The sequence below is a fragment of the Paenibacillus sp. FSL R10-2736 genome (assembly GCF_038000245.1).
In the GTDB taxonomy this organism is placed as follows: domain Bacteria; phylum Bacillota; class Bacilli; order Paenibacillales; family Paenibacillaceae; genus Paenibacillus_AQ; species Paenibacillus_AQ phytohabitans.
Window position 1 is genome coordinate 1,083,552 of the sequence record NZ_JBBOBN010000001.1, and the last position, 19,494, is coordinate 1,103,045.

Below are 19,494 nucleotides of genomic sequence, written 5' to 3' on the forward strand. Positions count from 1 at the left end.
ATCCTTTCCGCAAAAAAATATTCAGGATAGCAGCTCCATTATGCTGCGAACCCAGTCAAGCGGCCTAAGCTGGGGCAGATCCGCCTTATCTGCGAGAGTAACTATGACAGTCAGAGCCCAGATGCCATAGAAAGCAGCGGTATCCCGGGCGGAACGGAGCCTAAGAACGCCGGGTGTCTTCAGGAAGAGTACAAACAGCAGGAAGAACAGTAGCAGCAGACTCCAGTTCATTTCTCCTCAAGCTCCCTTTGAAGTGGCTGTATGACCGAGCCGATGCGCCGGACCGCCACCTTGGAATGAACATCAATCTTAACGGTCTTGAAGGTGTCCGCCCAATGGTCGCGGTAATCCTTCCACAGCTTCGGATATTTGCGGTGCAGCGCTTCTCCGAAGCCGAAGATATCCGAGTTATATTTCTGCTGGATCTCCCGGATATCACTGGCCATTCTGTCGTCGAAGCGTTTCTCCAGATTCTTCTCAATGCCCTCAATGCTGGACGGCTTGTTCAGATCTAGGGTTCCTTCCACTGTCGTCAGATTCGCTTCTATATTCAGCTGCACCGTGAATTCGGGTTTGGCCTGGTCATTCAGCTTGATATCCATCGAAGTGTCTGCCCGGTAAACAATGAAGCCTACGGTTCCGCCATCCGGGCCGGGGACATTTCCAACCGTTGAGTCTACATCGTTCAGCGTATAATTAACACTCTTGCTGAGCGGTTCGCCCAGCCAGCCGACCAGCTTGTCTTTTTTGAACACGGCGATGCCGGCATGCTGGATCAGGGCTTTGGGGCTGATGCTCTGCACATTTTTGGCGGACTCCCCGTCCTCCAGATCTCCTTTTAACTGTACTCCCGACATGATCGGGTTTGAGCCGCCGCGCTCCAGCTCGGTAATGAACTGCTGCAGGGTTACCTTCCCGGTCGCTGCCCATTTCTTATGGGAGACGAGAATGGAAGAATACAGGGAGTTCGCCGGAATATGCTCGAAGGGTGTGATAATCTCCAGGATCTTCGAAGCTTTCGAGTTCTTGGCTACCAGCAGGTAGAAATCGGTACGAAGATCATGGTCGCGTGAGATGAAGTCCAGCGCATCGCTGACCCCGCTGCGGGCCAGTTCTTCCCCAAAGACAAGCACACGGATATGGGCCAGATACAGCATACGGGGAGTCATGCCCAGCATCCGCTGCAGCGCATCGGGAACGGTACGGCCTACGGATTTGTAGGTTACGACAGGCAGGCTTCCGGAGGAGGCGCCCTTCTGGTTACCGGCCTCGCTGGGGTTCATAACCTGGACGGTGACCGCATACCCCTCCGGAACCAGATCAATGCCGAGCGCCATGACCAGAGCGAGATCATTCAGTTCTTTGCGGCTCCAGCATCCGGTAAGTGACATGAGACTTAGAATCAGGAGGATCGTAAGGGCGCGTCTTCCCCGCATCAGGCAGCGTTCCTTTCGTTATAGATTCACAGGCAACCTCTAGTTTCGTCCAAAAAACTTCTTCATGCTGCGCCGCGAGACGCGGATGAAGGTGTCCCGCTGGCTCTGCCAGCGCATAGGCGCGAAGGAGGTCATGTAAGGGACGCCTACCGATTCCAGGCTGCACAGATGCAGGCCCAGAATAATCATCGCGATAATCATCCCGTACAGGCCGAAGGAGGCGGCAATCGCCATTAGCACGAAACGCAGCATCCGCACAGAAATGCCGACATTGAAGGCCGGTAATGCGAAATTAGCGATCGCTGTGATCGACACCACAATGACCATGGCTGCTGAGACCAGCCCCGCATCGACCGCGGCCTGACCGATAACCAGAGTTCCGACGATGGACACCGACTGGCCGATGGATTTGGGCAGCCGGATACCGGCCTCGCGGAGTATCTCGAAGGTAATCTCCATAATGAACGCTTCAAGGAAGGCCGGAAAAGGAATCCCCTCACGCTGGCCGATCAGGCTGATCAGCAGTGTGGTCGGAATCATCTCCTGATGAAAAGTAGTGATGGCGATATAGAAGGAAGGGGTCAGCAGAGCAATGGCGAAACAAAAAAATCGCAGCAGCCGCACCAGACTGGCGAAATCGCTCCGCTGGTAATAGTCCTCACTGGATTGAAAGAATTGCACCAGTAGTGCGGGAACCACAAGCACAAATGGAGTCCCTTCCACCAGAATGGCGATCCGCCCTTCCAGCAGTGCCGATGCCGTGACATCCGGACGCTCGGTATTATAGACGGTCGGGAAAGGGCTGTAGCGCTTGTCCTGAATCATCTCCTCGATATAATTGCTCTCCAGTACGCTATCCAGCCTGGCATCATCCAGCCGTCTGCGCAGCTCCTCCAGTACGACGGGATCGGCATTACCTTCAATGTACATCACCGCGACATCCGTCTGGGTCTGCTCCCCCAGCTTGCGTGACTCGATCCGCAGCTTCGGGTTCTGGATGCGCCTGCGGACCAGAGCGGTATTCTCCCGCAGGGATTCGGTGAAGCCTTCTCGGGGCCCGCGGACTACCGACTGGGAGACCGCATCCTCCACCGCACGCTGCTTGAGAGCCTCTGTACCGGCAGACAGCGCCGTAACGCTGCCTTCAATGAAGAGAATCGTGTTGCCCGCCAGAATTTCCGTTTCAGCCTCTGTATAGTTGCTGATCTCTCCAACCTTGCCCAGGGTAAGCGTCCGTTCCTGCAGCAGCTTCAGGCAGGTTACCGGTGTGAAATCGTCCAGCTCATGGAACAGGCCGGCATCCTCATGAACCGCTTGAATGAGAGACTGCGGATCAGACAGGCCTTCAATAAATACAAGCACAGCGGACAAAGGGCCAAGTGTGATGAACCGGTAGATGATATCTGTACTTTTGCCCAGGCGGACTTGCATTCCCTCTATAAAAACGGACAGAGATTCCGGCAGCTTCTCCTGCGGCGATCCTGCATTTTCCAGCTGCGTCATGTGCATTCGCCTCCTGTTATCCGGTATAGTCTTTCCGTTTATGGGAATCGTATGCAATCTGCGGGCCGGGAAGGGTGCAGGAGTCTTCTGTTTTTTTGGCACAGGCGTTTACGAATGATTGAAACGGCTATACTACCTAGTAGTAGTTAAATACTGGACAGGCAGACGGAAGGAAACAGGAGGGTGTGCTATGCAACTAAGTATATTGCTGATGATCGTGCAGCTCTTTTTCGCGCTGGTCATCGGCGTTTATTTTTGGAATCTGCTGCGTGGACAGAAGACCAACAAGACGGCGGTAGACCGGGAATCACGCAAGGAGCTGGATAAGCTGCGCAAGATGCGGATGATCTCTCTGACCAAGCCGCTCTCAGAAAAAACACGTCCGGCCTCCATCGATGATATCGTCGGACAGAAGGACGGGCTACGCGCACTTAAGGCCGCGCTCTGCAGTGCCAATCCGCAGCATGTTATTATCTACGGGCCGCCTGGTGTAGGCAAGACAGCCGCTGCGCGTGTGGTCATGGAGGAAGCGAAGAAGAATGCGCTGTCCCCGTTCAAGCGCGATGCCAAATTCACAGAGATCGATGCCACTACCGCGCGCTTCGATGAGCGCGGGATTGCCGATCCGCTCATCGGCTCGGTGCATGATCCAATCTATCAGGGTGCGGGGGCCATGGGGGTGGCCGGAGTTCCGCAGCCGAAGCCGGGAGCGGTTACCAAGGCGCATGGCGGGATTCTGTTCCTGGATGAGATCGGGGAGCTGCATCCGATTCAGATGAACAAGCTGCTGAAGGTGCTGGAGGACCGCAAGGTGCTGCTGGAGAGTGCGTACTATAATTCAGAAGACAGCAACACGCCGGCGTATATCCATGATATCTTTCAGAACGGCCTGCCCGCCGATTTCCGGCTGGTTGGTGCAACGACACGTTCGCCGGATGAAATCTCGCCTGCGCTCCGTTCGCGCTGCATGGAGATCTATTTCCGGCCGCTGCTGCCGGAGGAGATTGCGGTGATCGGACGGGATGCCGTCCAGAAGGTCGGACTGAAGCCAAGTCCCGAAGCGGTGGAAGTGGTGCAGCAATATGCCACGAACGGCCGCGAGGCCGTGAATATGATCCAGCTGGCCGCCGGATTGGCCCTGACCGAAGGCCGGGATACCCTGAGTGCTGCCGAAGTGGAATGGGTCGCGGGCAGCAGCCAGCTGCCGCTGCGGACGGAGCGCAAGATTCCGACGTCTCCGCAGATCGGGCTGGTTAACGGCCTTGCCGTCTACGGGCCGGGCATGGGTACGCTGCTGGAGATTGAAGTCTCCGCCGCACCTGCCGCTAATGGACAAGGCAGACTGAATATAACAGGTGTAGTCGATGAAGAAGAGCTGCGCGGCGGCTCACGGACGACCCGGCGCAAGAGTATGGCCAGAGGCTCCATCGAGAACGTGCTGACCGTACTGCGTACGATGAAGCTGGACCCGGACCACTACGACCTGCACATTAACTTCCCAGGCGGCACGCCGATTGACGGCCCGTCCGCCGGAGTAGCCATGGCGGTCGCTATCGTCTCCGCCATCCGGCAGCTGCCGGTGGATAACACGGTAGCGATTACCGGGGAGATCGGCATCCACGGCCGTGTGAAGCCGGTCGGCGGCGTGGTCGCCAAGGTCGAGGCCGCATTCCAGGCAGGTGCAACCACCGTGCTGATCCCTAAGGAGAACTGGCAGTCGCTGTTCGCCGACCTCGGTCCCCTGCGGGTCATCCCGATGGACACCGTCGAAGAAGTCTTCCGCCATCTGTTCGGCGCGGATACGGCAGACGTGAGAATGCCGGCCGTGTCGGGCGAGACCTTCTCTTCGGCGCCTTCCCTGCTGAAGGCGGATGCTTCGGGGGAGAGCTTGCCGGGATAGCAGCAGTCTATATGAAGAGGTCCCTCAGATCATATACTGGGGGACCTTTTTTTGCGAAATTTGCCGGAACGGTACCGTCCTTTGGAGAATGGAGGAGCTGTTTCAGCTTGTTCGTTATGTAATGATTCCTGAGCCTTACGGACCGTAAGGCCGCTTTTTTAGCGAAAGAGGGACTTGGCACGGGGCTAACAGATCGGATGCAGCTAGACCGGAAATAGATGGATTTTCTACACTTGCTGAGGAACGAATGAACCCGGCGAGAACAGCAGTTGGATAAACAGCACTTAAATTATCGCCTTTCACTCAAACTAGCTAAATCACCCGAATTAAATGTAGTTTTTCCACTTGCTTGCTCCCGATCCGCCGAAATCAACAAATTAAGATACCTTTATCCACTTGTTTTGGCATCAGTCCGTATCCCCGCGGCATCCTCCCCTTTTGTCCGCGGAATGTAGCTCTCGGGGGTCCCCCCCGTAAAGTACTTGATTCACCGTCCAAGCTAAAACACGACTTTGCGGGCCGTCTCCACTTGGTAAAGAGATCAAGTTCTTGAGAAGAAGTGCTGACATTCCTCCTCCCGAAATGGTATAATGAATAGATCAGTGTGTGGAGATATTAGTCTTTGATAGACTAAAAATATATGTCTCAGGATACGTCTGCCATCTGAAATACTATTTTTTATGGAGATGACGTACATGCACGGAGAAACAAGACTGCCCAGAAACGCCAAAGAAGGTTTATTATTTTTGTTGATTGTTTCAATCATTTCAGTCAATACCATTGCTCCTCTTATCGTAGGGTTGGAACTCGGATTCAGCAAGGAAGTATATCTGGATACACTGAAGATACTTCCATTCATGTGGGTAATCGTAGTTCTGCTGGTACGGCTGGTGGCCGGACCTATTGTCCGCAAAGTGCTGCCGAAATTCACAGGCCAAACCGACGGATTTAATGCCAGGGTTCTATTGAATATTTTATTGAATGTTACAGTATTATCGGTTTCACTGTCGATTATCGGTACATGGGTTGGAACGGGACATGTAAGTCTGGAGCCCGTCAGAAACTTCCTTCATATCTGGCCAAGGAACTTTGGAATAGCCTTCTGGATTGAACTGCTGGTTGCGCAGCCGATCGCAAGATTGGCAATGAAGACGTTGCATGCAAGGCAGGACCGTAAGGCACAAAGTGTAAATGCGTAATCAGGGCTAATCGTCCAAAATAACAATACATTCGGGGAACGTCCGTGACGGGCGTTCTTTTCTTTTAATGGATCAGGCACCCTTTAAGTAAAGGTAACGGCATAGTACACTTAAGTTCAGCGAATACTAAAAGACGGCTGCGCCACAGCATTTGCCGCGGCACAAGGCTTGTTGGTGTTTTCATGCCGCTTTTGTTAGAATGAATGCATATGACACTACTTATGAACCATGGGAGGTGCGAAAGCGATGATACAAAGCAAATCGAAAGGTCGTCGTTTTCCTTTATTACCGCTTAGAGGTCTTCTTGTATATCCCAGCATGGTTCTGCATTTAGATGTAGGCCGCGAGAAGTCAGTCCGGGCACTGGAAAAAGCTATGGTTGAAGATAACCTGATTCTCCTCTGCTCCCAGTCGGAAGTGAATATAGAGGAACCGGGACAAGAAGATATTTTCCGGGTGGGTACAGTTGCGAATGTGCGGCAGATGCTGAAGCTTCCCAACGGCACGATCCGAGTGCTGGTGGAGGGCGTAGAGCGTGCCGAGATTATTCATTATACGGATAACGAGGAGTATTATGAGGTAATGGCGCGTGAGCTGCCGGAGCAGGAGGATGTCGATCAGGAGAGCGATGCCCTGATGCGTACCGTACTGAGCCAGTTCGAACACTACATCACCTTGTCCAAGAAGGTTACTCCCGAGACGCTGGCCGCTGTCTCCGATATTGAAGAGCCGGGCCGGCTGGCCGACGTGATCACCAGTCATTTGGCGCTGAAGATTAAGGAGAAGCAGGAGATTCTGGAGACCATTGACGTCAGCAAACGTCTGGAGAAGCTGCTCGATATCCTCAATAATGAGCGTGAAGTGCTGGAGCTGGAACGCAAGATCAGCCAGCGCGTGAAGAAGCAGATGGAGAAGACACAGAAGGAGTATTACCTGCGCGAACAGATGAAAGCGATCCAGAAGGAGCTTGGCGAGAAGGAAGGCCGGGCAGGCGAAGCGGATGAGCTGCGCGCCCAGATGGAAGAGAAGAATCTGCCGGAGCGTGTGCAGGAGAAGATCGAGAAGGAAATCGACCGTCTGGAGAAAATGCCGGCAAGCTCGGCCGAAGGCAGCGTCATCCGCAACTATGTGGATTGGCTGCTGGGTCTGCCGTGGAGCGAAGCAACTGAAGATGATCTGGATATCAAGAAGGCGGAGCAGGTGCTGGATGCAGACCACTATGGTCTGGAGAAGCCGAAGGAACGCGTACTGGAATATCTGGCGGTACAGAAGCTGGTCAAGAGTCTAAAGGGGCCGATTCTGTGTCTGGTAGGTCCTCCGGGTGTTGGTAAAACCTCGCTCGCCCGCTCCATCGCCCGCTCGCTGAACCGTAAGTTCGTCCGCATCTCGCTGGGCGGCGTGCGGGATGAAGCGGAGATTCGTGGTCACCGCCGTACCTATGTCGGTGCTATGCCGGGGCGTATTATCCAGGGAATGAAGACTGCGGGCAGTATCAACCCGGTCTTCCTGCTGGATGAGATCGACAAGATGGCAGCGGATTTCCGCGGCGATCCGTCGGCGGCTCTGCTGGAGGTGCTTGACCCTGAACAGAACAATACGTTCAGCGATCACTTCGTAGAGCTGCCGTTCGATCTCTCGAACGTCATGTTCGTAACGACAGCGAATGCCGTGCATAATATTCCGCGTCCGTTACTGGACCGGATGGAGATGCTGTTCATTCCGGGATATACGGAGCTTGAGAAGCTGCAGATTGCCAGCCGTTATCTGCTGCCGAAGCAGCGCAAGAATCATGGGCTGGAAGAGGAACAGCTGTCCATTGAGGACGATACGCTGCTGAAGATTGTGCGCGAGTACACCCGGGAATCCGGGGTGCGGAACCTGGAGCAGCAGATTGCTGCTCTATGCCGCAAAGCCGCCAAGCAGATTGTCTCAGAAGAGAAGGAACGCGTAAGCATTCTTCCGGAAGAGATCAAGGATTATCTGGGCGCCTCGAAGTACCGCTATGGAATGGCGGAGCTGGAGGATCAGATTGGCACCGTAACCGGGCTGGCCTGGACCGAGGTTGGCGGCGATACGCTGCTGATCGAAGTAACGGTTGTACAGGGTACGGGCAAGCTGACGCTGACCGGACAGCTGGGTGATGTGATGAAGGAGTCGGCGCAGGCCGCCTTCAGCTATACCCGCTCTAAGGCGGAGGAGCTGGGACTGGCGCCGGATTTCCATGAGAAGAACGATATTCATATCCACATTCCCGAAGGTGCGATCCCGAAAGACGGTCCGTCTGCAGGGATTACGATTGCAACAGCCCTGATCTCCGCCCTGACGAAACGTTATGTCTCGAAGACTGTGGCGATGACCGGCGAGATTACGCTGCGCGGGCGTGTGCTGCCGATCGGGGGCCTCAAGGAGAAATCGCTGGCTGCCCACCGTGCAGGATACAAGAAGATCCTCATCCCTAAGGACAACGAGCGTGACCTTAAGGATATTCCCGAGAGTGTCCTGAACGATGTGGAGTTTGTGCCGGTAGCCCATATGGATCAGGTGCTGAAGCATGCACTTGTGGATCATGAGGCCGTCAGCGGCAGAGACACAGATACGGATACAGAAATAAGTATTGAAGCGCCAAGTAGTGTGCATTAGAAAGGAAGTCCTATGAAAGTTAACAATGCCGAATTTGTGATCAGTGCCGTGGGCCCTGATCAGTACCCTGAGGATGCCTTGCCGGAGATTGCTCTGGCAGGGCGCTCCAATGTAGGGAAGTCCTCTCTGATTAACCGCATGATTAACCGCAAGAATCTCGCCCGCACCAGTTCTACACCGGGTAAGACACAGCATATGAACTATTATCGTATTAATGAAAGCATGTATTTCGTCGACTTTCCGGGTTACGGCTACGCCAAGGTCTCCAAGACACAGCGCGCCTCCTGGGGCAAAATGGTTGAGAAATACATGTCCGAGCGCGAAACGCTGAAGATGGTCCTGCTCGTTGTAGACCTTCGTCATCCGCCAACCGGCAATGACAAGATGATGTTCGACTGGCTGAAGCACTATGATCTGCCGCTCTGTGTAGTGGCAACCAAGGCGGATAAGATTCCGAAGACCCGCTGGCCGAAGCATATCAAAGTGATGAAGCAGGAGCTCGGTGTGCTGCCGGGTGATAACTTCATTGCCTATTCTTCAGAGATTGGACTTGGCAAAGACGAACTATGGGAACTTATCGATAGACATACTCTTCCTACCGAAGAAGAACCTCCGGCAGAACCGGACGATCAGGATTCCGGGGATGAACCACAGCACGAAGACTCTTCTGAGACTTAAGGGTTTGTCATAGAATTGAGGGATGGTTATGGCTCAGCGTCTGGCTATGGAATATGTGAATGCAACAATGCAAATGACCGAATTTCAGCTGAACCAGTTTCTGCTTACCGCCGATACCAGCTATATCAGCCACCGCGTGAAGATTCTTGGCGCAGGTGAACAGGAGATTGTGCTGGAAGAGGCCGGGGGCGAGGAGGTACATCTGTCTTTTGAACGCAAAGGCGGCATCTATATTGGTTCCTTGTCCTGCAGGGTAGTGAATCCTCATCTGATCAATGCGGTCCGTAAGCTCTTCTTCATGTATAAGGGCACGGGAACCGTGAACCGGATTTATAAGGAATTAACCATGATGTATTACTATGAGGGTGGCTCGGTGCGCCGGATCTCGGAAGTGAGACCCGGCGGCACCAAGCTGATCTATCAGCATAAATATTCATTAGTAGAGATGATGTCTATTTACAAGCTGCAGACGGTAGAGCAGGAGATAGAGCAGGAGCGCCGGAAGATTAACAGCCTGCTGGATCTCCGCAATACTTGTCAGCATGAAGCGGACATCCGTGAAGTAGACGAACAGCTTGCGCTGGCAGCTTACAGGCTGTTTCAGTTAGAAGCTTAAGAAGATTAATTTAAAATTTAGCAATCATTTCCTAGTGAAATGGTTGTATTTTTTTGCGAAATCTATACATATCCTCTCGAAAAGGACCGATAAAAGACATATGATAGATATCCATAGCCACATTCTACCCTTCATGGATGACGGAGCCGCTGATGTTGACGCCGCTCTCGCCATGGCGCAAGACGCCAATAACGATGGTATTACAACTGTAATTGCCACCCCGCACCATGCTAACGGAGTTTATATGAATCCGGCTCCAGATATAGAAGCAGCTGTGCGGCTGCTGAATGAGAAGCTCCAAGAAGCGGGCAATCCCCTTCAGGTGCTGCCGGGCCAGGAGATTCGTATCTACGGCGATCTGCTGGATGATCTGGAGAAGGGACAACTGCTGACGCTTGCCGGCTCCAGGTACATCCTGCTGGAGATGCCCTCCTCGCGTGTGCCCCGCAACATGGAGGAGACCTGCCATGAGCTGATCATTCAGGGCTATGTTCCGGTAATTGCCCATCCGGAGCGTAATGCCGAAGTCGCCGAGAATCCGTCCAAGCTGGAGCGGCTAACCGAACTGGGAGCGCTTGGACAGCTGACGGCACAGAGTCTTGCCGGGACCTTCGGGAGTAAGCTGCAGAAGCTGTCGATCGACTTGTGCCGGCGGGGGACTATACATGTGATTGCATCAGATGCACATGATTCTAGTAATCGTCCGTTTGGTTTAAGCGAGGCTTACGAAGTCGTGAAGAAACATTTGGGAAATGAGACATTCGACTTTTTTCTACACAATGCGCGTAGAATTGCTGCTAATGAGGAGATTATTCGAGTTAATCCTGTTCAATCCAACAGCAAACTTCATAGATTGTTCGGATTTTTTTCTCGTAAAGGGTGACCTTCCAATTGTTTAATGGTAGAATGGGTATTACTGGGTTATTGCTATATTATTTATAAAAATACATACAATGAGGTGGATGACAAGTGACTTTAAAGAAAAAATTGGCAGTATCTACACTAGCAGTAAGTATGGCGGCGGCATCCGTTGCCGGATTCCCGTTCAGCAGCAAGGGGCTTGCTGGGCATTTCGTGGGTACGGCTTCCGCAGATAGTGCGGCAGATCGTGCGACTGTGAAACAGAAGATTAATGATTTGTATACAGCACTTGGTACAGACGGCAGAGCGGCACTGCGTGCAACACGTGATGAAGTGAACAGCAAGATTGACCAGGCTAAGTTTGAGGAGATTTTTGCACCTGTATTGAGTAAGCTTGCTACCGATGTAGACCGGACAGAATTGTATAATTTGTTCCATGCAGTAGCGAATGTCTACTATACTGTTGATTATTCTGCAGTTGCAGAGATTGCTAACAACCAGACCTATATCGATCTGTTGAAGGGCATTGCCGCAGATGCTGGAGTTGCTGACCTTACAGTGGACGATGTGATTACTTTCGTGTTTGGTGTGGAAGATTCACTGCGTGCCCTTGTTAGTACCAAGACAACAACTGAACTGGTGACGATTGCCACTAGTGCAACTGCACAGCAAGATCTAATTGACGATGCCATTGAGATTGTTCTTGGTAAGACTGCAGGAACGAATGCTTATACCGTAAGCACTGTATTGAATAACCTGCACATTGATACTGCTTCTGTTAAGCAAGCGCTGAATTCACTACGTGCTGAATTGACTACGGATAAGGCCTCGGCAACTGCTCTGGCTCTTGCTTATATCAAGGCTTTCGGATTGGGTTATGTTCCAACTCCAAATCCTGGTCCTGGTACTAACCCGGGTAGTACAACGACAACAACAACAACACCAGTAGTTACGGCAGATGGAATCTATGATGTATCCAAGCTGGTAACAATTGTTGGAGATAAAGCTACCTTGAAACTGGTGGATGCAGATGTATTGAAGGCATTTGATGCACTCGTTGCTTCAAGCACAGTTAAGACTGGTCTTACCCTTACCCTGAACCTGGGTACAGTGAATGCTGCAACAGTGGAAGTTCCATTGTCCAAAGCAATCATCGAAGCTGCTAAGGCTAAAGGTATTGCCAACATTGCGATTACCTTCAACGGCTTGACCGTAACGATTCCGGTAGGCCAATTCAGTGAAGCTGTTACACTTACAGCATCGACAATTGCTGATTCTACAGTGACTTCGATTTCCAGCCTGAAACTGGCATCCAGCGTGTATGAATTTGATCTGACTGTAGGCGGCGTTGCAACGACAACCTTCCAACAGCCAATCATTATTAAACTGCCGCTTAAGAATACAGAAGGATTGGATAAAGAGTTACTCTCCGTTACGAAGATTGTATACAGTGCTCTTCAATTCCAGGGTGGTGTTGTAGACGGTGAATATATCACTGAACCACGTGACACGTTCTCTTCCTACGCTGTAGTGGAGAACAAAGTAAGCTTCAAAGACATTGCAAGTGTACAGGCTTGGGCGGGAAGACAAATCGCCGTTGTAGCTGCCAAGGGCGCAATTGAAGGCGTGGGTAACGGCAACTTTGCTCCGAAGAGCAATGTGACCCGTGCTGAATTCGCCAAGATGCTGATTCGTGCATTGAACCTGGAGAACAACTCCGCTAAGCAGAACTTCAATGATGTAAGCTCTACTTCCTGGTATGCTCCATATGTAGCTGTAGCTGCTGAGAAGGGTATCATTACCGGACGCAGCGCTGCTGAGTTCGATCCTAATGCAACCATTACCCGTGCAGAAATGGCGACTATGATCTCCCGTGCGGTTAAGTCGGTTAACCCTGCTGCCACTACTAGTACAACTGCATTGGGCCAATTCTCCGATGCTGCTAAGATTAGTGCATCACTGAGAGACGGAGTTGCCTTCGCTGCCAGCAATAACCTGGTTATCGGCAACGCCGGCAAGTTCAATCCTAACAACACTGCTACCCGTGCAGAAGCTGCAGTTATTATCTACCGTACAATTAACTTCAAGTAAGTAAATAGTAAGTATGGAGAGCCTCCTCTCGTCTGTTAGAGAGGAGGCACTTTTTTAGAAATATAAGAATTTATATGCTCTACGCTATAAATTATCCTTCTATTTCTCGCTGAAACGGTGCCGTCCTATAAATGGACGTCACAGGCGTTTCTGCTTGCTTAGATGAAATATTACAGAAACAGCTTGGAGGGAAATTCACTTGTCAGCACAAGAATTGGATCTGCGCGATTATTTCCAGATTGTCAGGAAGAGACTGTGGATGATTGTCAGCATTGTTATCGTGGCATGTGTTCTTGCCGGGGTCTATAGCTTATACATCAAGAATCCGGTGTATGAGGCTTCAACGAAGATTATTGTTAATCAGACACCTACTCAATCTACAGTAGGACAGCTGGATCTTAACCAGATTAATACGAATATTCAGCTTATTAATACGTACAAGGAAATTATTAAGACACCGGCAATCCTCGATGTTGTGGCTAAGAACTATCCGCAATTCGCTATTACTGCGGAGGAGATGCTGAAGAAGGTTAATGTTAGTTCCGTAAACAATACGCAGGTGATGACACTTGTCGTTCGAGATAATTCATATCAGAGAGCCGCAGAAATCGTGAATGCCATATCACTTGTGTTCAAGCAGGAGATTCCGAGCCTATTCAACGTGCAGAATGTATCTATCCTCAATGAAGCCAAGCTTAATCCACCTGTAGCACCAGGACCGGTAGAGCCGAATGTGGTGATGAACCTCGCGATTGCCTTCATTGTATCCTTGATGATTGGTCTGGGAATTGCCTTCTTGCTGGAATACCTGGATGATACGCTCAAGACAGAAGATGATATTAAGAAATACCTTGGACTGCCAACGATCGCCATGATTACACGGCTTGGACAAGAAGAAACAAAGACTACAGAACAGCAAGTACAGACGCAGACCAGAAAGGCGGGGGAACTTGAACATGTCACAGCAGCCAAATAAACAACGCCATCTGATTACCGTGACGAACCCGCGCTCACCTGTATCTGAAGCCTTTCGGGCACTGCGCACGAACATTGATTTCTCTTCGGTAGATGAACGGATTCAGATTATTATGGTCACTTCTTCCGGGCCGGAGGAAGGAAAGTCTACAGTGACAGCTAACCTTGCCGCTGCTTATGCTCAAGCGGATAAGAAGGTGCTTCTCATCGATGGTGACTTGCGCAAACCTACTGCACACAAAACCTTTTCTCTTAGTAATCGTTATGGCCTGTCTTCATTATTATCTCAGCAGGCAGATTTGTCTGAGGTGATTCAAGAATCAGGAGTGAACAACCTTTCTTTAATGACTTCTGGTCCTATCCCTCCAAATCCGGCAGAGATGATGGCTTCCAACCGAATGAGTGCTGTCCTGCAAGAGCTGCGCCAGTTATACGATGTTGTTTTAATCGATACACCGCCATTACTGGCAGTTACAGATGCGCAGATTGTGGCCTCCAAGAGCGATGGTGTCATTATGGTCGTGAGTTACGGTAAGGTGAAGCGTGATATTGCCGCTAAGGCTAAGGCAGGTCTGGACCGGGTAGGAGCAAGAATGCTGGGCGTAGTACTGAACAATGTTAAGCGTAAAGCCAGTGAAGGCTATTATTATTACTATTATGGCAATTAAGTTTCCTATTGAAGAAAATTGTTATTTTTGGAGGCACTAAAAATGACAGCGAAAACCAGAGTATTGGTACTGTTTTTGATCGATATTGCGATTATTTGGTTCAGTATCGTGACTTCCTACCTGTTCCGTTTCTATAACCATATCCCTCAGGAATATGTTGTGCAGATGGTGGTGTACGGGCTGATCTCAACGGTCGCTATCGGAGGAAGCCTGGTCTATTTCGGGCTGTACCGTAGAATGTGGCAGTATGCCAGCATAGGCGAGATTATATCCGTTCTCAAGGCTATTGTAGTAGGAGCCATACTCTCATACGCAGTAGCTTTTGTTATCCTGCCGCAGCGTGTGCCGCTCAGTATAGAAGTTCGGTCGATGGAGACGATTCTGCTGCTGGTAGGGGGTGCCCGATTCTTCTGGAGAGTGTTCCGCAATGACCGGTTTAACAATAAGGATACGGAGGTTCATACCCTAATTGTTGGAGCCGGAGATTGCGGAATATTAATTGCCAGAGAGTTGATGGGTCCTTCATTCGCGGATACACGGCTGGTCGGGTTCATTGATGACAGCTCGGATAAATATCACATGTCCATATTGGGTGTTCCTGTACTCGGTAACCGCTATGATATTCCACGGATCGTGAAGGAACGGGAGATTCATGAGATTATTATTGCGATGCCTTCCGTCTCCAGAACAGAAATATCCGAGATCATTAATCTGGCTAAGGCTACAGGCGCGAAGCTGAAGATTATACCTGCACTCAATGACCTGATTGCAGGCAAAATCTCTGTCAAGAAGCTGCGGGATGTCAGTGTTGAAGATCTGTTGGGCCGTGAGCCTATTGTTGCCGACATGAACAGTATCCTGGGTTATGTTCATAACAAGACAGTACTCGTTACTGGAGCAGGCGGTTCAATCGGATCAGAGCTATGCCGCCAGATCTCTCCGTTTGCACCGGACAAGCTGATGATCCTGGGTCATGGGGAGAACAGTATCTATACCATAGAGATGGAGCTGCGCAAGAGCTTCCCTTATCTGAATATTGTTACAATTATTGCCGACGTTCAAGACCGTGCAAGGTTGATGGATATATTCCAGAGCTACAAGCCGCAGGTTGTCTTTCATGCGGCAGCACATAAGCACGTTCCTCTGATGGAGCGCAACCCTTCTGAGGCGATCAAGAATAATGTCTTCGGTACACGCAACGTGGCAGACTGTGCTGACAAATACGGGGCAGAACGTTTTGTGCTGATCTCATCGGACAAGGCGGTTAATCCTACCAGTGTCATGGGTGCAACGAAGCGGATCGCTGAAATGTATGTTCAGAGTCTTAACGTAAATAGTCCAACCAAATTCTCGGCAGTACGTTTCGGCAACGTACTTGGTAGTCGAGGCAGTGTAATACCTGCATTCAAGCAGCAGATTGCAGCTGGGGGACCGGTTACCGTCACGCACCCTGAGATGGTCCGCTACTTCATGACAATTCCTGAAGCCGTGCAACTGGTGATTCAATCGGGTTCCTTCGCTAATGGCGGCGAAGTGTTTGTACTCGACATGGGTGAACCAGTAAAAATTCTAACCTTAGCTGAGGACTTAATTACATTGTCTGGTTATGAGCCTTATAAGGATATCGAGATCACCTTCTCAGGTATTCGTGAAGGCGAGAAGTTATATGAAGAACTGTTGACAGATGAAGAGAATCTGGGTTCTACACAACATGACCGGATTTTCATAGGCAGACCGAATGTCATTAGTCAGAGTCAAATGGAGCTGGAATTCAAACGACTGGAACGTGTTATAGCTGAAGACGGAGAAGCCATTCGTGAAGTCATTAATCAGATCGTGCCGATGCAGCCAGTGATTCAGGCGGCGATTAGCTAATTAGAACTTGGAGGTACCTGAAGTGAAAAGATGGAAGAAAGTATTGATCTGGACGCTGTCGGTAATCGTGGTGTTGGGCGTTGGCGGATTATTCGCTGCCAATTATGCTGTCGACAAGCTGATGAATTCTATGGCTGATGGATTTGATGTAGAGGCGAATGATACTGGTAATGTGCCTCAGGGGCAAGTTGTTGAGCCAGCAGTAGCGGAGAGTGATCCGTCTGCAGAACCAGCAGCTTCAATTGATCCAACATCAACAAGTTCACCAGACAGCACTCCAGCTTCTACTGATGCCGGAGAACAAACGGCTGTCGTCAGTACCACAAAGCCAGCAACTACTCCTGCTCCAACACCAGAGGGTGTGGATGGGATTGCTCATATCTCAACGGATAAGACTAAAGAAGTTCAAGACAACGTTTCGATTACAGATAAAGCTAATGTAGCGTCAATAGTAGCACAACAGTTGAGTGTATCTGATATTAAGAGATTACAAGAGTTAGCCAAGGGTGGGTTGACAAAGGAAGAAAAAAGAGAAGCACGCAGTATTATTCTCGGAAAAGTATCTGAAGAGCAGTATAACGAACTTTCACAGATTGCTAAGAAATACGGTGTGAGCCAAGGGAAATCCCGTGATCAAGTAATTGTAGAAGAAGAACAAATCAATGCACAAGAAGAAGGAAGTGAATGATTTTGTTTAAGATAAAGATTCCGGCAGTAGCACTTCTGGCTACGGCGTTAATTGGCACAGCACCATTAACAGCATCCGCTCCTATATCGGCTTCAGCTGCTGCTACAGTAAGTGCAAAGGCTTCAGATTCAATCAAAGTTCAAAGTATGAATGTGAAGATGCTATTTGACGGAGTAAGCATTCAGCCTCCAATTGGTCAACATGTATTTATTTATAACAACACAACTTATGTACCAATTCGATTTGTTTCATATGCATTGCAGAAGAGTGTATCATGGGATGCCAAGAATCTAAAAGTTACTGTTGCCGAACCGACCAGCTCTGAACTGGTGATTATCAAGGAATATCTTATGAATGCTGGAAATGCAAATAGCGAAACAACGGCAGTCACAAATATCGCTCTTAACAAAGTATTAGCAAGTTATGTCTTTAATGGTTCAGCTAAGGCTGTTCCTACAGGGCAAGCGAGTTATATGCTGAATGGTTCAATGTATGTACCGCTTCGTTTTCTTTCGGAGTCCGTAGGGAATAAAATTATTTGGGATCAGAAGACAAAGACGATTACAGCTGCTTCAGCAAGTTATCAAGAACAGGCCGGCAATATTGTTGGGGGTAATGCTGGTAATACTAAAGATGTTACATCTGCTTCTCCAACAGCTAATCCAGCACCTACAGGCGGAGCAACAAGTGGGGGTGGGAGTGCGGGAGCAGGTGCAATTACGTATGAGCAGATTACTAGTAGAGCACAGGCCAAGCTTACAGCATTACAATCGCAAAGTCGTTCAACTTTGACAAGTCTTGCGGTTCAATATTTAAGTGAAACAGATAACAAAACCAAAGCCAGCATCTTAGCAAAAGGTAAACAGCAACTCGCATCATTCACCGCTAGCTTTAATAGCATAATTGCTGATGTCGAGAAGCAATTGACTACGAATGGTTATCCAACGGATATTATTAGTGAGTATAGAGCGACCTTTGAAGCAGATTTGGAAGATGGGAAAAGCATTGCAGAAGCTATGGGGAATTAATTGATTATAGAATATTGTTTGTCAAGGTGCATAACATTTGGGGTTGTGCACCCAAATGAAATTTAGTCCTTAAAGGATCAGATGAAACTATTATAACTATACCAATGTTTTAACCCGACAACGAGTGTGTTTTTACTAATCTGAATAGAATAGGGTTTATGTTTATCACAACTCTTGCATATATTTACAAACAGGTAAAATAGAGTATGGGAGTGCAAAGAAATGGCTGACAAGATTTGGTTAGCTTCACCGCATATGAGTGATGAAGGCTATGAAATGGAATTTATCAAAGAAGCATTTGACTCCAATTGGGTAGCTCCTCTTGGGGCTAACGTTACTGGGTTTGAAAACGAATTTGCAGTTAAAGTTGGTACGAAGTCAGCAGCTGCACTTACAACTGGTACTGCTGCTATACATTTAGCGCTTAAAGCAGTTGGCGTTGACTCAGGGGACATTGTGTTTTGTCAGTCCCTAACTTTCTCTGCAACAGCTAATCCTATCATTTATCAGAATGCTATACCTGTATTTATAGATAGTAATATTGAAACTTGGAATATGGACCCAGTTGCATTGGAAGAGGCCTTTGTTAAGTATCCAAATGTTAAAGCTGTTATAGTTGTACATTTATATGGCCTCTCAGCTGATATCGATAGAATTATTGAAATATGCTATAGATTTAACGTTCCCATAATAGAGGATGCTGCAGAATCATTAGGAACTTATTATAAAGGGACGCACACCGGCACCTTGGGGGAGTATGGTGTTTTTTCATTTAATGGTAATAAGATTATCACTACTTCTGGTGGTGGTATGTTAATTTCTAAGAATGAGGACCAAATTGCAAAAGCAAGATTTTGGGCGACTCAGGCGAGAGATAAGGCAAGACATTATCAGCACAGTGAGTTGGGATTCAATTACCGGATGAGTAATATTTCTGCAGGTATTGGAAGAGGCCAGCTTAAAGTGTTGGATCAGCGCGTTGCTAAAAAGAGATACATATTTAGTTACTATAAAAAAGAACTTTCCTGTTTGGAAGGCCTCTCATTTATGCCAATTAATGATTGGAATGTACCTAATTGCTGGCTAAGTTGCATTACACTAAGTGGTGCTATAAGACCACTAGATGTCATGATAGCACTAGAACAAGTGAATGTTGAATCAAGACCGGTATGGAAGCCAATGCATATGCAGCCTTTTTTTGCTGAGTATGATTATATTGGAGGAACTGTCTCAGAACAATTGTATGAAAATGGTGTTTGTTTACCATCTGACACTAAAATGACGGATAAAGATTTGGAGCGAATTTGCACCTTGATTAAGGGGTTGTGGAAGTAAA

At 49.2% G+C, this 19,494-nt stretch carries 16 protein-coding genes; 13 read left to right on the forward strand and 3 right to left on the reverse strand.

Annotation, left to right across the window (positions count from 1 at the left end; translation table 11 throughout):
- Positions 1-21: 21 nt before the first annotated feature.
- From NSQ73_RS04765 to NSQ73_RS04775, 3 genes are read right to left on the reverse strand one after another with little or no spacing between them, the layout of a single operon-like run.
- Positions 22-231, reverse strand: coding sequence for a hypothetical protein (locus tag NSQ73_RS04765; RefSeq protein ID WP_042139665.1), 210 nt, complete (start codon positions 229-231; stop codon positions 22-24).
- Positions 228-1,436 carry a Ger(x)C family spore germination protein gene (locus NSQ73_RS04770; protein ID WP_340985548.1) on the reverse strand — a complete coding sequence of 403 codons (1,209 nt, stop codon included), beginning with the start codon at positions 1,434-1,436 and terminating at the stop codon, positions 228-230. The genes NSQ73_RS04765 and NSQ73_RS04770 overlap by 4 nt, the downstream gene beginning before the upstream one ends.
- A gap of 39 nt (positions 1,437-1,475) precedes the next feature.
- The gene (locus tag NSQ73_RS04775; RefSeq protein ID WP_340985549.1) at positions 1,476-2,939 is read right to left on the reverse strand and encodes a spore germination protein; all 1,464 of its coding nucleotides are present in this window, start codon (positions 2,937-2,939) and stop codon (positions 1,476-1,478) included.
- A gap of 190 nt (positions 2,940-3,129) precedes the next feature.
- Here NSQ73_RS04775 and lonB point away from each other — a divergent pair, with 190 nt between their 5' ends.
- The 13 genes from lonB (at position 3,130) to NSQ73_RS04840 (ending at position 19,493) form a co-directional block, all read left to right on the forward strand.
- Positions 3,130-4,839, forward strand: coding sequence for an ATP-dependent protease LonB (gene lonB / locus NSQ73_RS04780; protein WP_042139662.1), 1,710 nt, complete (start codon positions 3,130-3,132; stop codon positions 4,837-4,839).
- 695 nt (positions 4,840-5,534) lie between these two features.
- The gene (locus tag NSQ73_RS04785) at positions 5,535-6,038 is read left to right on the forward strand and encodes a hypothetical protein (protein WP_340985550.1); all 504 of its coding nucleotides are present in this window, start codon (positions 5,535-5,537) and stop codon (positions 6,036-6,038) included.
- Positions 6,039-6,284: 246 nt separating this feature from the next.
- Positions 6,285-8,678, forward strand: coding sequence for an endopeptidase La (gene lon, locus NSQ73_RS04790; protein WP_076248593.1), 2,394 nt, complete (start codon positions 6,285-6,287; stop codon positions 8,676-8,678).
- Between the two features lie 12 nt (positions 8,679-8,690).
- Entirely contained in the window at positions 8,691-9,356 is a 666-nt protein-coding gene (gene yihA, locus NSQ73_RS04795) for a ribosome biogenesis GTP-binding protein YihA/YsxC (RefSeq protein ID WP_039296666.1), read from the forward strand.
- A gap of 28 nt (positions 9,357-9,384) precedes the next feature.
- Positions 9,385-9,972 carry a non-ribosomal peptide synthetase module gene (locus NSQ73_RS04800; RefSeq protein ID WP_340985552.1) on the forward strand — a complete coding sequence of 196 codons (588 nt, stop codon included), beginning with the start codon at positions 9,385-9,387 and terminating at the stop codon, positions 9,970-9,972.
- 100 nt (positions 9,973-10,072) lie between these two features.
- On the forward strand, positions 10,073-10,855 hold the full coding sequence (locus NSQ73_RS04805; protein ID WP_340985554.1) for a tyrosine-protein phosphatase: 783 nt from the start codon (positions 10,073-10,075) through the stop codon (positions 10,853-10,855).
- Positions 10,856-10,941: 86 nt separating this feature from the next.
- Positions 10,942-12,924 (forward strand): S-layer homology domain-containing protein, encoded by a 1,983-nt coding sequence (locus tag NSQ73_RS04810; protein ID WP_340985556.1) that lies wholly within the window; start codon positions 10,942-10,944, stop codon positions 12,922-12,924.
- 199 nt (positions 12,925-13,123) lie between these two features.
- Complete coding sequence (locus NSQ73_RS04815) at positions 13,124-13,900, forward strand: YveK family protein (RefSeq protein WP_039296677.1); 777 nt, start codon at positions 13,124-13,126, stop codon at positions 13,898-13,900.
- Entirely contained in the window at positions 13,881-14,567 is a 687-nt protein-coding gene (locus NSQ73_RS04820) for a CpsD/CapB family tyrosine-protein kinase (RefSeq protein WP_340942814.1), read from the forward strand. The genes NSQ73_RS04815 and NSQ73_RS04820 overlap by 20 nt, the downstream gene beginning before the upstream one ends.
- A gap of 42 nt (positions 14,568-14,609) precedes the next feature.
- Positions 14,610-16,442, forward strand: coding sequence for a polysaccharide biosynthesis protein (locus tag NSQ73_RS04825; RefSeq protein WP_340985558.1), 1,833 nt, complete (start codon positions 14,610-14,612; stop codon positions 16,440-16,442).
- A gap of 22 nt (positions 16,443-16,464) precedes the next feature.
- Complete coding sequence (locus NSQ73_RS04830; protein WP_340985559.1) at positions 16,465-17,130, forward strand: hypothetical protein; 666 nt, start codon at positions 16,465-16,467, stop codon at positions 17,128-17,130.
- Positions 17,127-18,158 (forward strand): copper amine oxidase N-terminal domain-containing protein, encoded by a 1,032-nt coding sequence (locus NSQ73_RS04835; protein WP_340985560.1) that lies wholly within the window; start codon positions 17,127-17,129, stop codon positions 18,156-18,158. The genes NSQ73_RS04830 and NSQ73_RS04835 overlap by 4 nt, the downstream gene beginning before the upstream one ends.
- Positions 18,159-18,380: 222 nt before the next feature.
- On the forward strand, positions 18,381-19,493 hold the full coding sequence (locus tag NSQ73_RS04840; RefSeq protein ID WP_340985561.1) for a DegT/DnrJ/EryC1/StrS family aminotransferase: 1,113 nt from the start codon (positions 18,381-18,383) through the stop codon (positions 19,491-19,493).
- Position 19,494: the final 1 nt, after the last annotated feature.